This is a genomic window from Hymenobacter properus (assembly GCF_015694735.1).
GTDB lineage: Bacteria > Bacteroidota > Bacteroidia > Cytophagales > Hymenobacteraceae > Hymenobacter > Hymenobacter properus.
The window spans coordinates 793,225-811,264 of record NZ_JADQDP010000003.1; the positions used below are offsets into that span (position 1 = coordinate 793,225).

Annotated in this window: 12 protein-coding genes; 2 read left to right on the plus strand and 10 right to left on the minus strand. The window is 60.6% G+C overall.

All coding sequences use genetic code 11. From position 1 onward, the window contains the following. Nucleotides 1–3: 3 nt before the first annotated feature. From I2I01_RS15300 to I2I01_RS15330, 7 genes are all read right to left on the minus strand, one after another. A complete protein-coding gene (locus I2I01_RS15300; protein WP_196287339.1) occupies nt 4–3,561 on the minus strand; it encodes a DUF4175 family protein in 3,558 nt (1,185 codons plus the stop codon). Nucleotides 3,562–3,742: 181 nt separating this feature from the next. Then, nucleotides 3,743–4,513 (minus strand): exodeoxyribonuclease III, encoded by a 771-nt coding sequence (locus tag I2I01_RS15305; RefSeq protein WP_196287340.1) that lies wholly within the window; start codon nt 4,511–4,513, stop codon nt 3,743–3,745. Nucleotides 4,514–4,804: 291 nt separating this feature from the next. Then, nucleotides 4,805–6,289 (minus strand): TolC family protein, encoded by a 1,485-nt coding sequence (locus I2I01_RS15310; RefSeq protein WP_196287341.1) that lies wholly within the window; start codon nt 6,287–6,289, stop codon nt 4,805–4,807. A gap of 132 nt (nt 6,290–6,421) precedes the next feature. After that, the gene (locus I2I01_RS15315; protein ID WP_196287342.1) at nt 6,422–7,792 is read right to left on the minus strand and encodes an HlyD family secretion protein; all 1,371 of its coding nucleotides are present in this window, start codon (nt 7,790–7,792) and stop codon (nt 6,422–6,424) included. After that, the gene (locus I2I01_RS15320) at nt 7,785–8,801 is read right to left on the minus strand and encodes an ABC transporter ATP-binding protein (RefSeq protein WP_196287343.1); all 1,017 of its coding nucleotides are present in this window, start codon (nt 8,799–8,801) and stop codon (nt 7,785–7,787) included. The genes I2I01_RS15315 and I2I01_RS15320 overlap by 8 nt, the downstream gene beginning before the upstream one ends. 268 nt (nt 8,802–9,069) lie before the next feature. Then, entirely contained in the window at nt 9,070–9,456 is a 387-nt protein-coding gene (locus I2I01_RS15325; protein ID WP_211537976.1) for a hypothetical protein, read from the minus strand. Continuing rightward, nucleotides 9,453–9,866 carry a carboxymuconolactone decarboxylase family protein gene (locus I2I01_RS15330; protein ID WP_196287344.1) on the minus strand — a complete coding sequence of 138 codons (414 nt, stop codon included), beginning with the start codon at nt 9,864–9,866 and terminating at the stop codon, nt 9,453–9,455. The genes I2I01_RS15325 and I2I01_RS15330 overlap by 4 nt, the downstream gene beginning before the upstream one ends. Before the next feature lie 211 nt (nt 9,867–10,077). Here I2I01_RS15330 and I2I01_RS15335 point away from each other — a divergent pair, with 211 nt between their 5' ends. Then, entirely contained in the window at nt 10,078–10,779 is a 702-nt protein-coding gene (locus I2I01_RS15335) for a ComF family protein (RefSeq protein ID WP_196287345.1), read from the plus strand. 72 nt (nt 10,780–10,851) lie between these two features. Here the strand turns inward: I2I01_RS15335 and I2I01_RS15340 are convergent, their stop codons facing one another. The 3 genes from I2I01_RS15340 to I2I01_RS15350 all read right to left on the minus strand — a co-directional run bounded on the left by I2I01_RS15340 (nt 10,852) and on the right by I2I01_RS15350 (nt 14,498). Continuing rightward, the gene (locus I2I01_RS15340; protein WP_196287346.1) at nt 10,852–12,129 is read right to left on the minus strand and encodes an SUMF1/EgtB/PvdO family nonheme iron enzyme; all 1,278 of its coding nucleotides are present in this window, start codon (nt 12,127–12,129) and stop codon (nt 10,852–10,854) included. A gap of 69 nt (nt 12,130–12,198) precedes the next feature. Then, nucleotides 12,199–13,245: a PorP/SprF family type IX secretion system membrane protein gene (locus I2I01_RS15345; protein ID WP_196287347.1), complete on the minus strand. Its 1,047-nt coding sequence runs from the start codon at nt 13,243–13,245 to the stop codon at nt 12,199–12,201. A 95-nt stretch (nt 13,246–13,340) separates the two neighbouring features. After that, nucleotides 13,341–14,498 carry an OmpA family protein gene (locus I2I01_RS15350; protein ID WP_196287348.1) on the minus strand — a complete coding sequence of 386 codons (1,158 nt, stop codon included), beginning with the start codon at nt 14,496–14,498 and terminating at the stop codon, nt 13,341–13,343. Between the two features lie 400 nt (nt 14,499–14,898). Here I2I01_RS15350 and I2I01_RS15355 point away from each other — a divergent pair, with 400 nt between their 5' ends. Next, nucleotides 14,899–17,928 carry an AsmA family protein gene (locus I2I01_RS15355; RefSeq protein ID WP_196287349.1) on the plus strand — a complete coding sequence of 1,010 codons (3,030 nt, stop codon included), beginning with the start codon at nt 14,899–14,901 and terminating at the stop codon, nt 17,926–17,928. The last annotated feature ends 112 nt before the right edge of the window (nt 17,929–18,040 follow it).

Consider the following 18,040-nt stretch of genomic DNA (forward strand, 5'->3'; position numbering starts at 1 on the left):
CGGCTATTTGATTTTCTGGAAGTACTCGCCCACCTCGCGTTGGTAGTACGGGGTCAGGTTCGGGGGGGTACTACGTAGTAATTCGGTCTGGCGTTCCTTGGGCGCCTTGTATTTATCGAACGCCGGCGGAAAAACCGGGGGTTTATACTGAGCCGCTTGCGCCTCGCGCTTAGTGTCTTGGTCGCGCTCCCGGGCCGATTTCTCCACTTCCAGCAGGCGGGTGAGGATTTGCTGCTGCCGCAGGATGGTTTCTTCCGTGAGGCGCTTGTTCACGAGGTCGGTTTCGGTTTGCTCCATCATTTTCTTAAGCTCGCCCGTGCCGCCCCCGCCCTGGTCGCCCTTGCCGTCTTTGCCATTCTGGCCGCCCTCCTTGCCGTCCTTGCCTTCTTTGCCGTTCTTGTCCTGGCCCTGGCCGGGCTGGCCTTGTCCACCCTGGCCGCTTTGGCCTTGGGCGCCGCCGGGCTTGCCCTGGCCCTGTTGCAGCTTGTCGAGCTGCTGCATGGCTTGGCGTAGCATCTGCTGCTGGGCAGCCAGCTTGGCCAATTCTTCGCTCATGGCCCGGCCGCTTTTGCCGCTCTGCGAGAGCTTCTGAATCTGCTCGTTGAGCTGCTGCTGCATCTTGCCCATGCTGCCGGGGCCGGGCTTGCTGCCTTGCCCTTGGCCCTGCCCTTTGCCTTTTTTCTTGCCCTTGCCGGGCTTGCCGTCGCCCTGCTGGGGCTGGCCTTTGCCGGCCTGCTGCTCTTGCTGCATCTGTTGCAGGGAGCCTTGCAGCATCAGGGCCAGGTTGTTCATGCTGGTCATGGCCTGCTGTTCGGTGGCGGTGGCGCGGACCAGGTCGCGCTGCTGGATGTGGGTAAGCGACTCGTCCATGCGGCCGTTCATCTCGCCCACTTCGCGCGTCACGAAGCTCTGAATCTTGGGCTCCTTCTTGGCCAGGGCGTAGAGGGAATCCTGAATGATTTTGGCGTCGTCGCGCAGCTTGCGCTGGGTCTGGCCCAGCTGCACGAAGCGGGGGTCACTCTGGTCTACTTTGCGGAATTCCTTCATCAGGTTTTCCTGGTCGAAGCTCAGGGTGAGCAGGTTTTCGAGGATGTCGCGCAGGTCGTCGATGTTCTGTTGGGCCTGGTCGCTCTCCTCCTCGCTCATCTGGTCGCGCATTTTCTGCGCCATCTTCTTCATGCGCTGGGCGGCGTTTTTCTGCTTGGCTGAGGCCTTGGAGTTCTGGTTTTTACTGAGACTCTGCTGGCTTTCCTGCATATCCTGGTCGGTCTGCTCCTGCTCGGGCTTCTGCTCGTCCATGCCGTTCTGGTTATCGAGCTCCTTGTCCATCTGCTTAAGGTCCTGCAAGTCCTTTTTCAGTTCCTCGAATTCCTTCTGGTTTTCGGCCTGTTCCTGCTTCAGCTGCTCCTGCTTGGCCTTTTGCTCCTGGTTCGAGAGCTTGTTGTCGGGGTTTTCCTTGTCGTTCTGGGCAGTTTTTTCAGCCAGCTTTTCTTCGGCTTTGGCCAGCTCATCGAGCTTATTGGCGGTTTCCTCAGCTTTCTGCTCCAGCTGCATCTGCTTGAACATTTCGAGCGCGCGGTCCAGCTCCTTTTGCAGGGTGTCTTCCTTGTTTTCGAGCTGCTGGAGCAGCTTCTGCATCTCTGCGTCGGGCTGTTTCTGCTCTTCCAGCAGCTTTTTCAGCTTGTCGTAGAGCTTCTTGGTTTCGGGGTCGAGCAGGTCGGCCATCAGCTTTTTCAGCTCCTCGGCTTTCTTAGCCAGCTCCTCGCTTTTGGGGTTGGCCTGGTCCTGCTTCTGCTGCAGCTGCTCGAACATCTTCTGCATCTGCTCCATCTGCTGGTTCATCTGGTTCTTTTGGTCCAGCATGTTTTCCAGCTGCTTGCGGTCCTGGAAGCTCAGGTCGCGCTTGGTTTTGAGCTTGTCCTGGGTTTTGGCCAGCTCGCGCTCCAGCTTCTCGCTTTGCTTAGCGGCCTGGCTCATCTGGCTGGCCACCGACTGCGCCTGGGCCTGCAGCTCCTGTTTCAGCTCGCGGCGGCTGGGCAGGCGGAACTCGGCCGGGCGGGTGCGGGTGGCCTTGGGGCCGTGCACGCCGTCGTTGTCCCAGGCCTCCACGTAGTATTCGAGGCGGTCGCCGGGCTGCAGGTTCAGCGGGTTCAGGTTCCAGGTGTAGGCGTAAGTGCCGGCGCTCTCGCGGGGCAGGCCCAGCGGCGTGGCGCCCTGGCGGACGGGCGCGGCGTTGGGACCCTGGCCGGCGCGGCGCAGAGCGTAGTGTAGCTCCAGGCGGGTGAGGCCGTAGTCGTCGCGCACGGTGCCACCCAGGGCCAGATAGCGGCGCGTCACGGTGTCGGCAAAGGCTTCCAGCGTGAGCGTGGGGGCCAAATCGGGCACGGCCGTGAGCTGGTAGGAAATGGGGTCGCGGTTGAGGCTGGCCGGGTTTTTCAGGCGCAGCAGGTAGGGCTGCGAGCGCATGATGCGCCGCTCAGCCACGAAGGTGCCGTCGTCGCCGGTAGCGGCCAGGGTTTCGTCGGGGTTCTGGAACACCAGGGCCAGCTCGTCGGTGGCGGCGGTGGCAAATTCCCAGCGCACCGTGCTGCCCTCGGGCACCGTCAGGTTGCCGCCGTTCTCGATGGTTTCGGCCTCCTTGCCGGTGTAGGCGGGATAGGTGACGCGGACTTTGAAGTCGCGTAGGTTGGGCCGTTCCAGCACCGTGAGCTGGTACTCGGGCGAGGCAAACCCGGCACCTTTTAACTGAAATGTCACGTCGCCCTGGGGCTGCTCGAAGGTGTAGCGGAACTGGTCGCCCCGGCCCGCCACCTTGCTCAGCTTACGCTCGCCGTCCTCGAATGCAATGCTCACGTCGGCCGGCAACGCCTGACCGGCCACGCCCACGTCCAGCGTAAAATCTTCGCCCTTGAATGCGGTCAGCTTAGGGTTTTTAATCAGAAACTGAAACGGCGCCGGCGGTGAGTAGGCCCGTTTGTAGTGCCAGATGCGCTCGGTGCCCTGCACCAGAAAGCTGGGGTAAAAAGCCAGCAGCAGCAACAGCACGGCGGCCGGTATGGCCGCATACTTCCATAGCGGCTTGCTCTGCTGCTGAATGTCTATGCCTTTGGCGAAGGAGATGTTGCCCATCTGGGCGGCGCGCTGCTCCAGGCTGGCGGCAATCAGGGCGTTGTCGCGGGCTTGGCCTTGCAGCTGCAGGGCATTCAGCAGGCGGTCCTGCACTTCCGGAAACAACTCCCCTACCCGGCGTGCGGCCTGCTCGTCGCTCAGCAGCCGGCGCAGGTTGGTGAGGGCCGCCAGCGGCGTCCAAATCCAGCGGATAAAGCTGTAGATGGTGAGGCCTATGAAACCGAACAGCAGCCCGGCCCGCACCACTGTGGGCAGGTACAGGAAGTATTCAAGGCCGTTGAACACCACAAAAAAGCTCAACAGCAGGGTGCCCGCTACCAGCCCGCCCCGCACCAGCAGGTTGAGGTAAAATTTGCGCTTGAAGGCTTCCAGCTCCGTGCGCACCCGCGCCAGCGCGGGGTACTCGGTGGCCGTAGCGCCTTGCTCTATCATCACCGCCATAAATCAATTCTTAGTCGGGAAAGATACATCAACGGCGGGGTGCTTGGTTCGATGTAGCGAAGCCAAGGCAACATCTGTCATCCTGAGCGCAGCGAAGGACCTTCTCACGGCTGAACAAGTCGTTGTCACGTGAGAAGGTCCTTCGCTGCGCTCAGGATAACAGACACGTCCGCTACTGCACTTCCACCCAGGCCGGGCAGTGGTCCGAGTGCACCACGTCGGGCAACAGACCCGCGCCGGCCAGCCGCGGTTGCAGAGCGGCGTCGGCCAGCCAGTGGTCGAGGCGCCAGCCTACGTTCCGCTTGCGCGAGCCGGCCCGGTAGCTCCACCAGGAGTAATGACCCGTGGCCTCGCCGTGGTGGTGGCGGAAGGTGTCGACCAAGCCATCATTCAGGAAATCCTTAAACCACTGCCGCTCCTCGGGCGTGTAGCCGGGGCTGTTCTGGTTGGCTTTGGGGTTGTGTAGGTCGATGGCCGTTTGGCAGCAGTTGAAATCGCCGCCGATGAGCAGTGGCGGCGTGCTGCCATCGGCCCGCAGCTGGGCTACGTAGCGGCGGAAAAAATGGAGCCATTCCACCTTGAAGGCCTGCCGCTCCGGCCCGCTCGTGCCCGAGGGCATGTAGGTGTTCAGCACCGATACGTCTTCAAAGTCGAGCCGCAGCACACGGCCTTCGTCGTCGTAGCAGCTCTGGCCGCAGCCGTGGATGACGGCCTTCGGTGCCACCTTCGTGAAGGTGGCAACGCCGCTGTAGCCCGGTTTCTGGGCCGGGTGCAGATAGGCCTGGTAGCCCAGTTTCTCGAAGCCTGATACGTCCATGGCCTCGCGGCTGGCTTTGATTTCCTGGAGGCAGAGCACGTCAGGCGCCGCCTCGGCCACCCAGTCCAGCAAGCCCTTGCTCACGGCCGAGCGCAGGCCGTTGACGTTGTAAGAAACGATTTTCATTTTTAATACCGGCTATTAAACAATGACTTATAGGGCTTAGATGACTTCTGTTCAACCCATTTATTTTAAATCATCGTGCAAAATTAACCGGACAGCCAACAGCCCGTCATCCTGAGTATAATCGAAACATCCTTACCACTGCATCACCAGGGAACTCACCTTACCCGAGCAATGAAATGGTTCAGCAATCAACTTAGTCGTTGCAGCGAATAAGCTATTGCTTTGAAGATGTTCCGACTACACTCAGGATAACGGGCTGTTTATTAAGGCTATTGATTGAATTTGTTCGCTTTATCGTGTGTTTTCCACCGACCGCGTGCCGGCATAGTAGTACAGCTCGGCGCGCGACTTTTCGTAGTTGGCCCGCAGGCTTTCCTGCTTGATGCGCAGGTCGATGAGCTTGGTTTCGCGGGCGTTGATGAGGAAGATGGTGCTTTCGCCCAGCTCGAATTTTTGCAGCTCAGCTTGCAGCAGCAGGCGTTGGTTGGCAATGGTCTGGGCTTGCAGGGCGAGCTGTTGCTCGTAAGCGCGCAGGGTGTTGTACACGGAGTTCACCCGCGTCACAATGGTGCGCTGGCTTTGCTGGCGCTCCAGGGTGGTTTCCTTCACCTGAATGCGGGTGTATTGTAGCTTGCCGCGCTCGGCGCGCAGGAACAGCGGGAAGGCAAAATCAACGCCCACCTTGTAGTTGTCCATGCCGAAATTGTAGTAGGAAGGCACTTCGGAGCGGTAAAAGTTGCCCTGGCTGAGCAGCACACCGCTCAGGTTGACCTTAGGCTTGAGCATCTCGCGGCGGTACCGTTCCTCAATGTTGAGCTGGCTGAGCTTGGCTTCGAGCTTGCGCATGGTGGGGTGCTGGGAGGCGGCAAACTCGGTGAGGCGCTGCAGCTCGGCGCGGCTGACGGTATCGAGGACGGGTGCCTGGGGCACAGCATAAGTGGGCAGTTCGGCGGGTTTTCCGTCCTTGGTCCAAAGGTGGTTGGAAAGCACCAGGCGGGCATTGAGCAGGTCCACGTCGAGCTGCGCGGCCTGCACCTGGCGGTCCTGCACCGTGATTTGGGCTTCTACCGAGTCGATGGGGGCCTGGTCGCCAATCTGGGCACGACGGGCCGTGCCCTGGAAGCGGCGGTCGGCCAGCGCCACGCCTTCCTGGATGAGGGCCGCCTGCTGCACCGAGTAGTACCAGGTCCAGTAGTCCTTCACGGCTTGCAGCCACACTTCGTTGATTTGCTTCACGCGGTCGGCCTCGGCGGCGTTCTGCATGGCTTTGGCCTGGCGTAGGGTGCTGCGGCGGGCGTCAATCAACAGCCCCGCCCCAATGGGCACCGAGACGCCCACCCCGGCCAAGCCGTTGACAGGCGTGCGGCCTTCGGGGTTCACGTAAGTACCCACGTATCGGTCGTAGCTGGCTTTCAGGTCGATGCCACCGGGCCAGAGCGGGACTTTCAGCTCGTTGCCCCAGTTGTTGTAATAGTCGGTGCCACCGAACTGCTTGCGGTGAAAGTCTGACTCCAGCTTGGGGTCAAAGCCGCCGCGGGCCTGCAGCACTTGGCTGCGGGCCTCGTCCGAAAGCAGGTCGGCCTGTTTCACGATGGGGTGATTGGCAAATACCAAATCAGCCAGGTCTTGTAGCGAAAACACCTTGGCCGTGTCGCCGGGGCGGGTTACGTCGAGTTGTGTGGTTTGCAGCGGCGCCTTCTCCAGACCGGAGCGGCGGGCGGGCAGGCTGGGGTTCTGGGCCAGAACAGGGCGCGCAAAGACGGCGAATAGCAGCATCAGCAGCGGCCAATGGCGGCTGAAACGGGGTTGAAAAAGCTTACTGGATATGATGGATAACATGTTAATACACAAAACTCATGTTAGCAGAACGAAGTAGGGGCGGACGCAAGTCCTACCCCTACCTCGTTCTTATTTGCCCTTGTCGCCTTTCACCGGCGCTTCATCGGGCTCAGCGGCGAGGGTGGGCGGGAAACCGTTGAGCTGGCGCCAGATTTCGTACCACACCGGCACCGAATCCAGAATTACCCAGCCCTGCACGCCCGAGCCCAGACGGAGCTGGCGGGGCCAGGGCTTGTCGCCGGACTGCGGCTGGGCCGGGCGCACCAGCAGGCGGTATTTGCCGCTGCCGCTGCTCACCACATCAATCACCGACACGAAGCCGCCGAACGTGCCCACCGCCGCCGAGGGCCAGCCCGAAAACTGAATGGCCGGCCAGCCGTCGAACTGCAGCCGCACCTGCCGGCCGCGCTGAATAAGCGGCACGTCCATGGCCCGCACGTAGATTTCGGCGGCCAGCAAGGGCGCCTCCGGCTGCAGCGTGGCAATGGACTCGCCCTCCTTGATGGTCTCGCCGATGCCGGCCTTGAACGCCCGCACCACGTAGCCCGTTTGGGGCGCGCGCACCACGTAGAGGCTGCGGCGCACCTCGACGTTGCTGATTTTATTGCGCGTGGTGGCCACCTCCCCTTCCGAGCTGGCCCGGCTCGACACGGCCGAACTGCGGTCCGACTGGGCCTTGGCCAGGTCCTGGGCGTACTTGGCGCGCAGGTTGCTGAGCTCGATACGGGCGTTGGCCAGGGCCTGCTGGCTGCTGGCCACCTTGTTGCGGGCGGCCGTCACCTTGGCCAGGTCTTCCTGCAGCTTGAGGCGACGGGTTTCGATGTCGGTTAGGGAGAACAGGCCGTTTTTATAGCCTTTCTCGTAGCGGGCCAGCCGGGCGCGGCTCGTCTCATAATAGTTGGTGGCCGCCACCTGGTCGGCGCGGTCAATGTTGAGGTAGTTCTCGGCCTGCTCCACCTTGTTGCGGGCCGATTCCAACTGCACCTGCAGCGTGGTGCCGAGGGCGGCAATCTGCTGGTCGGTGGCCGCTATTTTAGCGTCGTAGGCGGCCACATTAGCTACTTTGGCGGCGAGCTGCTCGCGCAGGCGCTCGGGCAGGTTGGGGTCAAAATACTCGTCCTTGATTTCCGACACGGTGAGCAGCGTGTCGCCCTTGTGCACAAACTGGCCCTCGCGCACGTTCCAATGCTCGATGCGGCCGGCAATCTGGTTTTGCACGGTCTGGGGCCGGTCCTGGGGGGTAAGCGCCGTGAGCGTGCCCGTGCCCGAAATCGTCTGCCGCCAGGGCAGAAACAAGGCAATAATAAACAGGACGGCCACCACCAGCAGGATGCGGCTCATGCGCTGGCTGCCGTTGATGCGCAGCAGCTCGGGGCGCGATTTACGGGGTATTTTTTCCCATACCCACTCGGCTACGTGTTGGTTCGAAAGGTTAAGCATGGGTGGTGATGTCGGCGTGGTGGGAGTCAAGGGGCAGGTCGGTCACGGCCGCCATTTTTTCCACCCCGGTCAGAATATCGAAAATGGTGCTCACGCCCGTCATCAGCTTCTCAATGGAAGCGCTGATTTGCACGATGAGCACTTCGGCGGCCACAAACTGGCCAAGCGTCATTTGGCGCGACACCACGAACAGCGTGCCCGCAATCAGCAGGCCCGCCGTGAGCAGCGTGCGCAGCGCCGTAGCGTAGGCGTAGTAGGTTTTCAGCACCTGAAAGTGAGAATTGCGCGCGTGCAGATAGCTCGACGTCAGCTCATCGGTGCGGATGAGGGCGCCGTCGTTCTGCTTGCGCTCGGCGCGCACTTCGGGCAGGCGCCCGGCCACTTGCTCCAGCCAATCCACCAGCTCGTACTTGTAGGCCGATTCGGCAATGCTGGTGCGCAGGGCCCGCTGGTAGTTCAGCGCGTAGATGAGGATGAGGGCAATGATGGTGAACAGCCCCAGCGCGATGAAGATGGGGTGGTAAAACGCCAGCACCAGTGCCCCAAACAGTATCTGCATGCCGGCAAACATCAAGTCAATCAGTAGCTTGGTGAGGCCTTTCTGCACCGTGAGCACATCGAAAAAACGGTTCACCAATTCCTGCGGGTTCTGGCCTTCGAGTACCTCGGGCTTGATGCGTGGCAGGCGATAGGCAAACTCAATGGCGGCCTTCGCAAACAGCCGCTGCTCGATGGCCTCCACCATGGTGAGCTGCCCGATGAGCAGGATGCTGGCCAGCAGCACGCCGCCCACCACCACGGCAATGAGCAGGTAGGTGGAGCCAAACACGGCCCCGGTCGAAACCAGGTTGAAAACCGCCTGCGTGCCCAGCGGCAGCGACAAGCTGACGAGGCCCGCCACCACGGCGTACCACACAATGTGACGAATCGTTTTGCGCTCGGTGTCGAGCATCCGCGTTAGGCGTTGCCAGGGCGTGGGCGGTGGCAAAGTACTAGCGTATGAAGCCATTGATAAACGGTAAAAAAGAAACTGAACAGGTAGCCGCGCAGCAATTGCGCCTGCAAAATTCAGTACCTAAATGCCCGTTTTCCCAGCTTTGTTACAAGCCCAAGTGCGAATTAACCCCCTTTTAATTAGGCATTAATCCGATTTTAATTTCCTGCTTATCGGCCCAAAGGCTATGAAAAAAGCCGCCCGGCAAATTGTGCGGGGCGGCCTTTGGGCTGGTTTCAAAAACGGTAAGTAGCGTAGCAGGCAGTTGCTTTGCCACGGTAGGCTACTCCATGTAATTGGTGTTGAAATACTCCAGGATGTGCCACTTCAGCATGCGCTCCTGCTCCTTAAGATTGGCAAACGGCACGGGGCGCAGCAGCTTGTAGTGCGGCCAGCCATCCTCGTCCACATGCGTCTGCTCGTAGTGCCCGCTCAGGCTGAACAGCCGGCAGGTGGCAATGTGCATGAGGTCCTGCTTTTGCTCTTTGGTGAAGGTGGTGAGGCCCTGGTTCAGCTCCTGAATGCCGATGAGCAGCAGCAGCGCGTTCAAATCGGGCCGCTTGCCGAAGCGGGCTTCCATTTCCTGCATCAGGGTTTCCCAACGGGCGTCGAAGTCGGCTTCGGCCTCCGGATGCTCGGCGGGCGCGAGGTGGTTTAGGTCCTCGCTCATGCGTGGGGCTGGCCGTCGTGTTCGGCCTTGTGGGCGGCCAGGCCTGCGCCGTCGTGTGCGCTGCTGCCGGCTTCCGATTTCAGGATTTCCCAGTATTCCACCGCGCGGCGGAAGTGCGGGATGACGATGCTGCCGCCGATGATGTTGGCAATGGCAAACACCTCGTAAATCTCCTCGTCGGTGAGCTTCTCCTCGAAGCATTTGCCCACGTGGTACTTAATGCAGTCGTCGCAGCGCAACACCATGGAGCAGGCCAGGCCCAGCATTTCCTTTGTTTTCACGTCGAGCGCGCCGGCCGCGTACGTGTTGGTGTCGAGGTTGAAAAACCGCTTGATGACTTTGTTATCGGCCGCCATGATGGTGGCATTCATCCGCTGGCGGTACTCGTTGAATTCGGTGACTAGGGACATAGAGAGGAGATTATTATGAACGTCATGCTGAGCGAAGTCGAAGCATCTCGCGTGCAGCAGTAATCAAAACGATAACAACGAAGCGGTAGAGATGCTTCGACTTCGCTCAGCATGACGTGCTTTCGGGCTGACGTTCTGTTTGATGCTAGCTAAATCCAGCTACATTGCTTTTCCAAAATTACTCCCCAAACTCTCGCCCTCCCCTACCGCCATGCTCCGCACCCTGTGGGATGATTTTGTGGGTCTCATCTACCCGCGCCTGTGCCTGGCCTGCCAGGAGCCGCTCATCACTGGCGAAAACCACCTCTGCACCGGCTGCCGGGCTGAACTGCCCTACACCGACTACCACCGCCTCCCGCCCGACCAAAACCCGCTGGGCCGCCGCTTCTGGGGCAAGCTCCCCGTGCGCCACGCCCTGAGCTACCTGCGCTTCGTGCGCCACGGCCGCGTCCAGCACCTGCTCCACGAGCTCAAGTACCAGGGCCAGCGCGACGTGGGCACCGCCCTGGGCCAACTCTACGGCGCCGAGTTGCACGCCGCCGGCCTCGCCGCCGATTTCGACCTCATCGTACCCGTCCCCCTGCACCCCAAGAAGCTGGCCAAGCGCGGCTACAACCAAGCCGCCGCCTTCGCCACCGGCCTGGCCGAAGGCATGCAACTGCCCGCCACCCCCGCCGCCCTGCGCCGCACTACTAACACCAAAACCCAGACCAAGAAAAACCGCGCCGAGCGCTGGGAAAACGTGGCCACGGTCTTTGAAGTAGAAAACCCAACGACGGTAGTAGGCAAGCGCGTACTTGTGGTGGACGACGTACTGACTACTGGTGCCACCCTCGAAGCCTGCGGTGCGGTGCTGCTGGCGGCCGGCGCGGCCGAGGTGAGCATTGCTACAATAGCCTGTGCCGACCGCTAAAACCAGAAACCTATCATAACAAAAAGGCCGCCCCTGTATCAGGAGCGGCCTTTTTATTATTTAAATTCCAGCTTACTTGTTCGAGCCGGCATTAATCATGGCGCAACGGAAACCGATGGTTGCCGTCGAAGAATCTTCGGCCATGAAGCGGCGGGTGCCGGGCGACAGCCAGTAGGCCACGTCGCGCCACGAACCGCCTTTGTACACGCGCACGTGGTCGTCAATCAGCGACTGGTAGCCTTTCTTGTCGTACTTCTCGGCGGGGTCACCCACGCCGTTGCGACGGAAGGGGTTCAGGTCTTCTACGTCTTGGAACGACAACGGGCGGTACACGTCCTGCACCCACTCGTTCACGTTGCCAGCCATGTTATACAGACCGTAGTCATTCGGCGGGTAGGAGTAGATGTACTCCGTAATCATGGCGCCGTCGTTCAGGCTGCCGGCAATACCGGCGTAGTCACCGCGGCCACGCTTGAAGTTAGCCAGGAACTGGCCCTGCTTGCGGCCGTAAGCGTTGCGGGTCGATTTGCCGTCCCAGGGGTAAATGCGCTTCTCTTCCTGGTTCTCGTTGCCCACTTCCTGGGTGCCTACGAGGGCCTGAGCAGCGTATTCCCACTCAGCCTCGGTGGGGAGGCGGTAGTTGGGCAGCGTGTTGCCGTTTTCGATGGAAGTCGAGTTCTTACCGGTAGCCAGGGCGCCGGCAGCGCCAGCGGTGCCCTCAGCACCAGCGCCTTCGCCAGCAGCTTTGTCTTTTTTCTTGCCGAAGAGGCCTTTGCCTCCGCCGGGCTTGCTTTCGCCACCAGCAGCGAGGCGCTCGTTCACCTTAGCGGTACGCCACGAGCAATAGTCATCGGCCTGCAGCCAGCTCACGCCCACTACGGGGAAGTAGCGGAAGCCGGGGTAACGCAGGTAGTAAGTCACGTAGGGGTCGTTGAACGACAGGTCGCGGGCCCACACCGTGGTGTCGGGCAGGGCCGAACGATAGAATTCTTCAGCCGAGTCGGTGCGGATGAAGTGCAGGTATTCCAGCCAGTGGATGTTAGCCACCTCGGCTTCGTCCATGTAGAACGAGGCGATGGTCACCGTGCGCTCGATGTTGTCGTGCGTCTGGGTTACGTCTTCTTCCTGCGAGCCCAGCACCGTGCGGCCGCCTTCGATGAACACCAGGCCCGGGCCTTCGGGGATTTTTTTGAAGTTAGCCACGGCCATGCCCTTCTCCGTGTTATATTCAATACCGGTCGTAGAGGAATATTTGCCCGGCTTTTGGGCCGTGGGCGGGCCTTTCTTGCCGCAGCTGGCCAGCACTACCAGGCCAAGCACGGAGAGGCGTAGATAATTGGTTAATTTCATAATTAAGTTAAAATGAGTATGGGGGCTGAGGGGTTAGCTAAGGCAATCAGGACGCAATAATACAAAATATTAGAATGTTGGGCAAGGGGCTGCCGGGTAAACTCTCTTTTTTAAACGACGATGGGCGTTTTCCAATCGGTCGAAGGCGCGCAGGGCCAGCGTCACCTCGTGGGCGCCGCCCAGGTCGGCGCTGAGGCGGCTGAGGCCCACGTCGTAGCTGTAGCCCAGGCGCAGGCCGCCGGCCTGCACCCCGGCCACCACGGCCAGCACGTGCTGCGACCCAACGCTGCCCGGCACGTAAATATTGCGGTACACCGCCCCCAGCGTTACGGGCGAGGCCGTGAAGTAAATACCGGTCTCAACGCGCTGAGAACCACCCTGGCGGGTGTAGGCAGCCACCGGCGTGTAGCTTACCTCGCGGGTAGCAACGCCAGGACCGGGCTTCACTTTAAAGAACTTATAGCCCCCCGAAAGATTCAGGAGCAGCGGCAGCTCGCTTTGCTTGCGAAAGCCCAGGCTGGGCTGGTTGAGGTGCTGGCCGGCCAGGCTGAGCCAGAACTGCTCGCTATAGAGCACCGCGCCGGTGCCCACGCTGAAGTAGTTGACGGGCGGAAAATCGAGGGACTCGGCCGAGGGGCCGGCCACGCTGCCGTCTTCCCGAATCTGGTCGCCAAACACGAAATTGTCATATCCGACGCGCTGGCGGCCGTAGCTGGCGCGCAAGCCGCCGCTCAAGGCCAGCTTCTCCTTAATGCGGGTGTGATAGGCATAAAGCCCGCCCACTTCGAAGCGCGTGTAGCCTATCGCGCCGGTGCGGTCCTGGTTGATGAGCAGACCCAGGGCGTGGTGCTGGCCGGGCTGGTTGAGGCGCACGTCGGCCGCAGCCTGAGCCGTGACGAAAGAGCCCGCCAGCAGCGGCAGCTGGTTGCGGTAGCTCAGCGTCACGCTATAGTCATCGACCAGGCCGGTGAAGGCCGGGTTGGTGTGCAGGCGCGTGGCGTAGGGCTGCGAGAAGTAAACATCCTGCCCGTGCGCGCCCAGCGCCGTGCCCAGCAGCAGGGCCGGGGCCAGGCCGCGCTTCGCGGGCAGAAACAAAGAAGAAAAACGCTTGGGCATAGGAACCGAAGTAACGCGGCCGGCCCCCAAAATAGTGCGGCCACCGCCGCGAAGGTACGGCCAGGGCCCGTGCGCCTACTCCAAACGGCACAGGCTCACTTTTGCAGCACTTTCACGCTGAGGCGGCGGTTGCGGGCGCGGCCTACTTCGGTGGTGTTGGGCGCGATGGCGTAGTTGCGGCCGTAACCGCGGGCTTCGATGCGGCTGGGGCTGATGCCCATGTCGACGAGGCTGGCCCAAGCCGTGCGGGCCCGGGCCTCGCTGAGCTGCTTATTTACCTTGTAGGTGCCGGTGCTGTCGGTGTAGCCGCCAAGCTTGATGCGCGCCGTGGGATAGGCCCGCAGCAGGCTGGCAATGTTGCGCAGCTGGCCCATCGATTCGGGCGTGAGCGTGGCCTTGCCGGGCGTGAAAAACACGCGGTCAAAGTTGTACCAACCGTTGGTCAGGTCCATGGTGTCGACCTGGGCGGCGGGGTTGGTCAGGAAACGGTACAGGTTGCTCTCGGTCGAGTTGATGCCCACGCCCGAAATGGTGCCGCCATCGGCCAGCTTCAGGGTGGTGAGCGCACCGGTTTCGTACACGTAGTCGCCGGTTTTGGCATCGAAATGGCCCGGCACAACGGGGTCGTGGGCCTTTTTGGGACCGGTGGAGCGGGTGCTTGGGTATCGCCGGTAGCGCGCGGCAGCCGGCGCATGTGCTGCGGCCGGGGGCGCGGCGGCTGGCGGGCTTGCGGCCCGAGTTGCGCCGCCCGCGGAAGTTGTGCCTGCCGACATGGCTGCTGAGGAAGACGACCCGGTTCCCCCGGTGCGCGTCGTAATGTAAACCGGCCCGCCCACCACGCTTTCCGGGGCCAGGCTTTCGGTAACGGCCGCTTCGGGAGCCGCTTTGTCGTCGCGTCCGGCGCGGTTTTTTGCGCTGGTAAGCCGGCTGAGCGTGACGGTGAAATTGGCCGTTTTTCCATTTTCCAAAAAGATGCTTTCCAGCGTCTGCGAGTTGAAGCCACCCTCGCCCACTTGCATGAGGTAGGGCCCGCCGGCCTGCAGGTTGGAAATTACAAAGCGCCCGGAAGCATTGGAGGCTGCCGCGTAGCGTGTGCCCGACGGCACGTGAATGACGGTGATGGCCGCCCCTGACAGCGCCCTGCGGTCGTCGGATTGCACGTTGCCCGTCAGGCTCATGGGAGCCACCTGGGCTAATACTGGACCAGCTGCCAGCACCATGAAAACAGATAAGGAAGTAGTAAAGCGCTTCATGATAGCAATAAGAGCAACAATCCGAATGATGACACCAGACAAGTGTGCAAATATAACTTGGAAAATCACCTATGAAAATTCTTGAATTATATATGACTTATTCGATGTAGTCAGGTGGCTTATCGAACAGTTGCTTTGAAGGAGGCCATGCGCCCTAGATGATGGCCATTGGCATCATGTCAAAAACAATAAGGCGAGCAGTATTGGTAAGTAAGCTGTTCATTAGGCACCAATTTGCATGCGTGTGCTGTAAAAGGCTAAAGCATAACTTGGTTTGAATAAGCCTACAGAACACCTTTTGCTGAAACCCGCTGTTGGGAGAGCGAATCGTGCTTTTCTGTGAAAAAGGCAGCCGGGCGGGCCGTCTATCTTTGTCTGGAATACCTTATTAGCTTTTGCCATGCGGAAAATTTTGTTGGGAGTAGGTGTGTTTTTGGTGGTACTGGTGCTGGCGGTGGTGGCCGCGCCCTTTTTATTTAAGGACAAGCTGCGGGCACTAGCTGATAAGCAGATAGCTCAGCGCGTGCGGGCCCAGGTGCAGTACGACCCGGCCAACATCGGCGTGAGCGTGCTCCACTCCTTCCCCGATTTAACGCTCGACATCAGGGACCTGCGCGTGATTGGGCTCGACTCGTTCAGCCGCGATACGCTGGCCTACCTGCCCAACCTGCGGGTGGGCTTGGACGTGATGACAGTGATTAAAGGCGAGGAAATCAAGATTAACAGCGTGGAGCTGGAGCGGCCCGACTTGAGCCTGCGCCGCCTGAAAAGCGGCCGGGCCAACTGGGACGTGATGATTTCAGATTCGGCCGCCGCAGCCAAAGGCCAGGACACCAGCCAGGTGAGTTTGGCCATTAAGGGCTGGAAAATGACCGACGGCCACCTGCGCTACGAAGACCTGACCCTGCCCTTCCGCATGGAGGCGCGCGGTGTGAACCACAGCGGTAGCGGCGACTTTGCCAGCAATGTGTTCGACATGACCTCCAAAACCACAGCGGCCGACCTCGACATGACCTACGGCGGCGTGGCCTATGTGACCGACAAGCAGCTCGACGCCGACGTGACCTTGAACATGGATTTGAACAAGAACCTCTACACGTTCAAAGACAACAAGATTAAGCTCAACGATTTCCCGTTCAGCTTCGCGGGCGCCATCGGGCTGCCGAATGCCACGGACATTACCTACGACATCACTTTTAAGGCGCTGGAAACGGATTTCAAAACCCTGCTCAGCCTGGTGCCGGGCGTATTTACCGAGAAGTTTAAGAACATCGAAACCAGCGGCAAGGTGGCGTTTGATGGTTACGCCAAGGGCACGCAGACGGCCACCACCCTGCCCGGCTACGGCGTGAACCTGGTGGTGACCAACGGCCGCTTCAAGTACCCCGACCTGCCGCGCGAGGCCAAGAACATCAACCTCAAGATGAAGGTGGATAACCCCACGGGCGTGACCAACGACGTGAAGGTCAATATCCCGCAGTTTCATCTCGACCTCGGGCCTGACCCGGTGGACGGCAACGTGGCCATCGACGGCCTGAACCCGATGAAGGTAGACGGCCGCGTGAAAGCCAACGTGAACCTGGCCGAGGCCCTGAAAGTGTACCCGGTGAAGGACCTGAACATGCGTGGGCAGTTCTTCGTGGACGGCACAGCCAAGGGCACCTATTCCAAGACGCAGATGCCGGTGGTGAATGCGGCCATCCGCCTCACGAATGGCTACGTGAAATCGGCCAAATTCCCGGCCCCGATTGAGAACATCAACCTCAGCGGCACGGTGGTGAACACCACCGGCCAGGTGAACGACACGCAGATAAACCTGCCGCAGTTTCGGATGGTGCTGGAGGGCGAGCCGCTGGAAGGCCGCCTCACGGCGCACAACATCGACAAGCCGGTGTTCGACACCAACGTGCGCGGCACGGTGGACTTGACCAAGATTACCAAGATTTTCCCGCTGGAGGGTATGACCGTGACCGGGCGCGTGTCGGGCGACATTGCCGCCAAGGGCAACATGGCCGACGTGGAAGCCGGCCGCTACCAGAACGTGGTGGCCAGCGGCACGGTGAAAGCCAACAATGTGACCTACAAGAGCAAGGACCTGCCGCAGGGGGTGAAAATCAGCAGCGGCACGGCCACCTTCAACAACAACCAGATTGCGCTGCAAAGCCTGAACGGCACGGCCGGTAGCTCCGATTTCGCGGCCTCGGGCACGGTGAGCAACTACCTGGGCTACCTGTTCACGCCGGGGCAGTCGTTGAAAGGCAACCTGACGGTGAATTCGCGCAACTTCAACGTGAACGAGTGGATGGTGGACGAGGTATCGGCCAAGCCCACGGTGGCCAGCACCGGCGGCAAGGCCCCGGCCAAGGCCGAGGGCGTGCTGCAGATTCCCAAATTCTTTGACCTAGTGCTGAACAGCCACGTCGACAACGTGACCTACGACAACTTGAAGCTGACCAATGCCCAGGGCTCGGTGGCGGTGAACGACCAGACGGCCACGCTCAAGAACATGACGTTCAACACCCTGGGCGCTACGTTTGGCACCACGGGCAGCTACAGCAGCAAGAACCTGGCCCACCCCAAATTCAACTTTGGGCTGAACATCAAAGACCTGAATTTCCAGAAGGCTTTTTCGGCGTTTAACACCATCAAGACGCTGGTGCCGCTGGCCAGCCAGGTAGAGGGCGTGTTCGGCACCAACTTCAGCGTGAGCGGCGAGATGGGAGCCGACATGATGCCGAACCTGGCCACGCTGAGCGGCAAGGGCATTTTCGACGTGGTGCGAGCGGCCATCAACCAGAGTGAGGTAATGACCAAAATTGCCAGCCTGACCACGCTGCCTGAATTGAAAACGCTGGTGGTGGTAGACAAGAAAATACAGGCCAACCTCGTGGACGGCAACCTCGTGGTGCAGCCCTTCGACGTGACCATCGGCGACGTGAAAATGACCCTGGGCGGCCAGAACAGCCTCACCGGGGCGCTGGCCTATGTCACGGCCATCAACACGCCCACGGGCAAGCTCGGCAACGCCCTCAACAGCAAGCTTACCCAACTCACGGGCGTGCAGAACATCCAGGGCACCGACCGCGTGACGCTGGGCCTCAACATCGGCGGCACGGTGAAGGCGCCGGTGGTGAAGCTCACGAGCGGCAGCATGAAGGACCAGGGCAAAACGCTGGTGAAAAACGTGGCCAAGCAGAAAGCGCTCGACCTGCTGGGCGTGAAGCCCCGCGCCATCTCCAAGGAAGACAGCATCCGCCGTGCCGGCCAAACGGAAGAAGAGGCCGCTCGTCAGGCCGAGCTCGATAAAAAGCAACAGCGCATCGATGCTGCCAATAAGGCCAAGGAACAGCTGTCCAAAAGCTTCAACAACCTCTTTGGCAAACCCAAGGCCAAGCCCAAACCCGTGGAACCGGCTGATTCGGTGAAGTAGTTGGATTGACCCAATAAAGGCCTGTTTTGGCAATATTGTTGAAAGCAGCGGCCCGGCAACCTCTTGGTTGACCGGGCCGTTTCATGCCCCATCATAGGCCTAATTATCCATT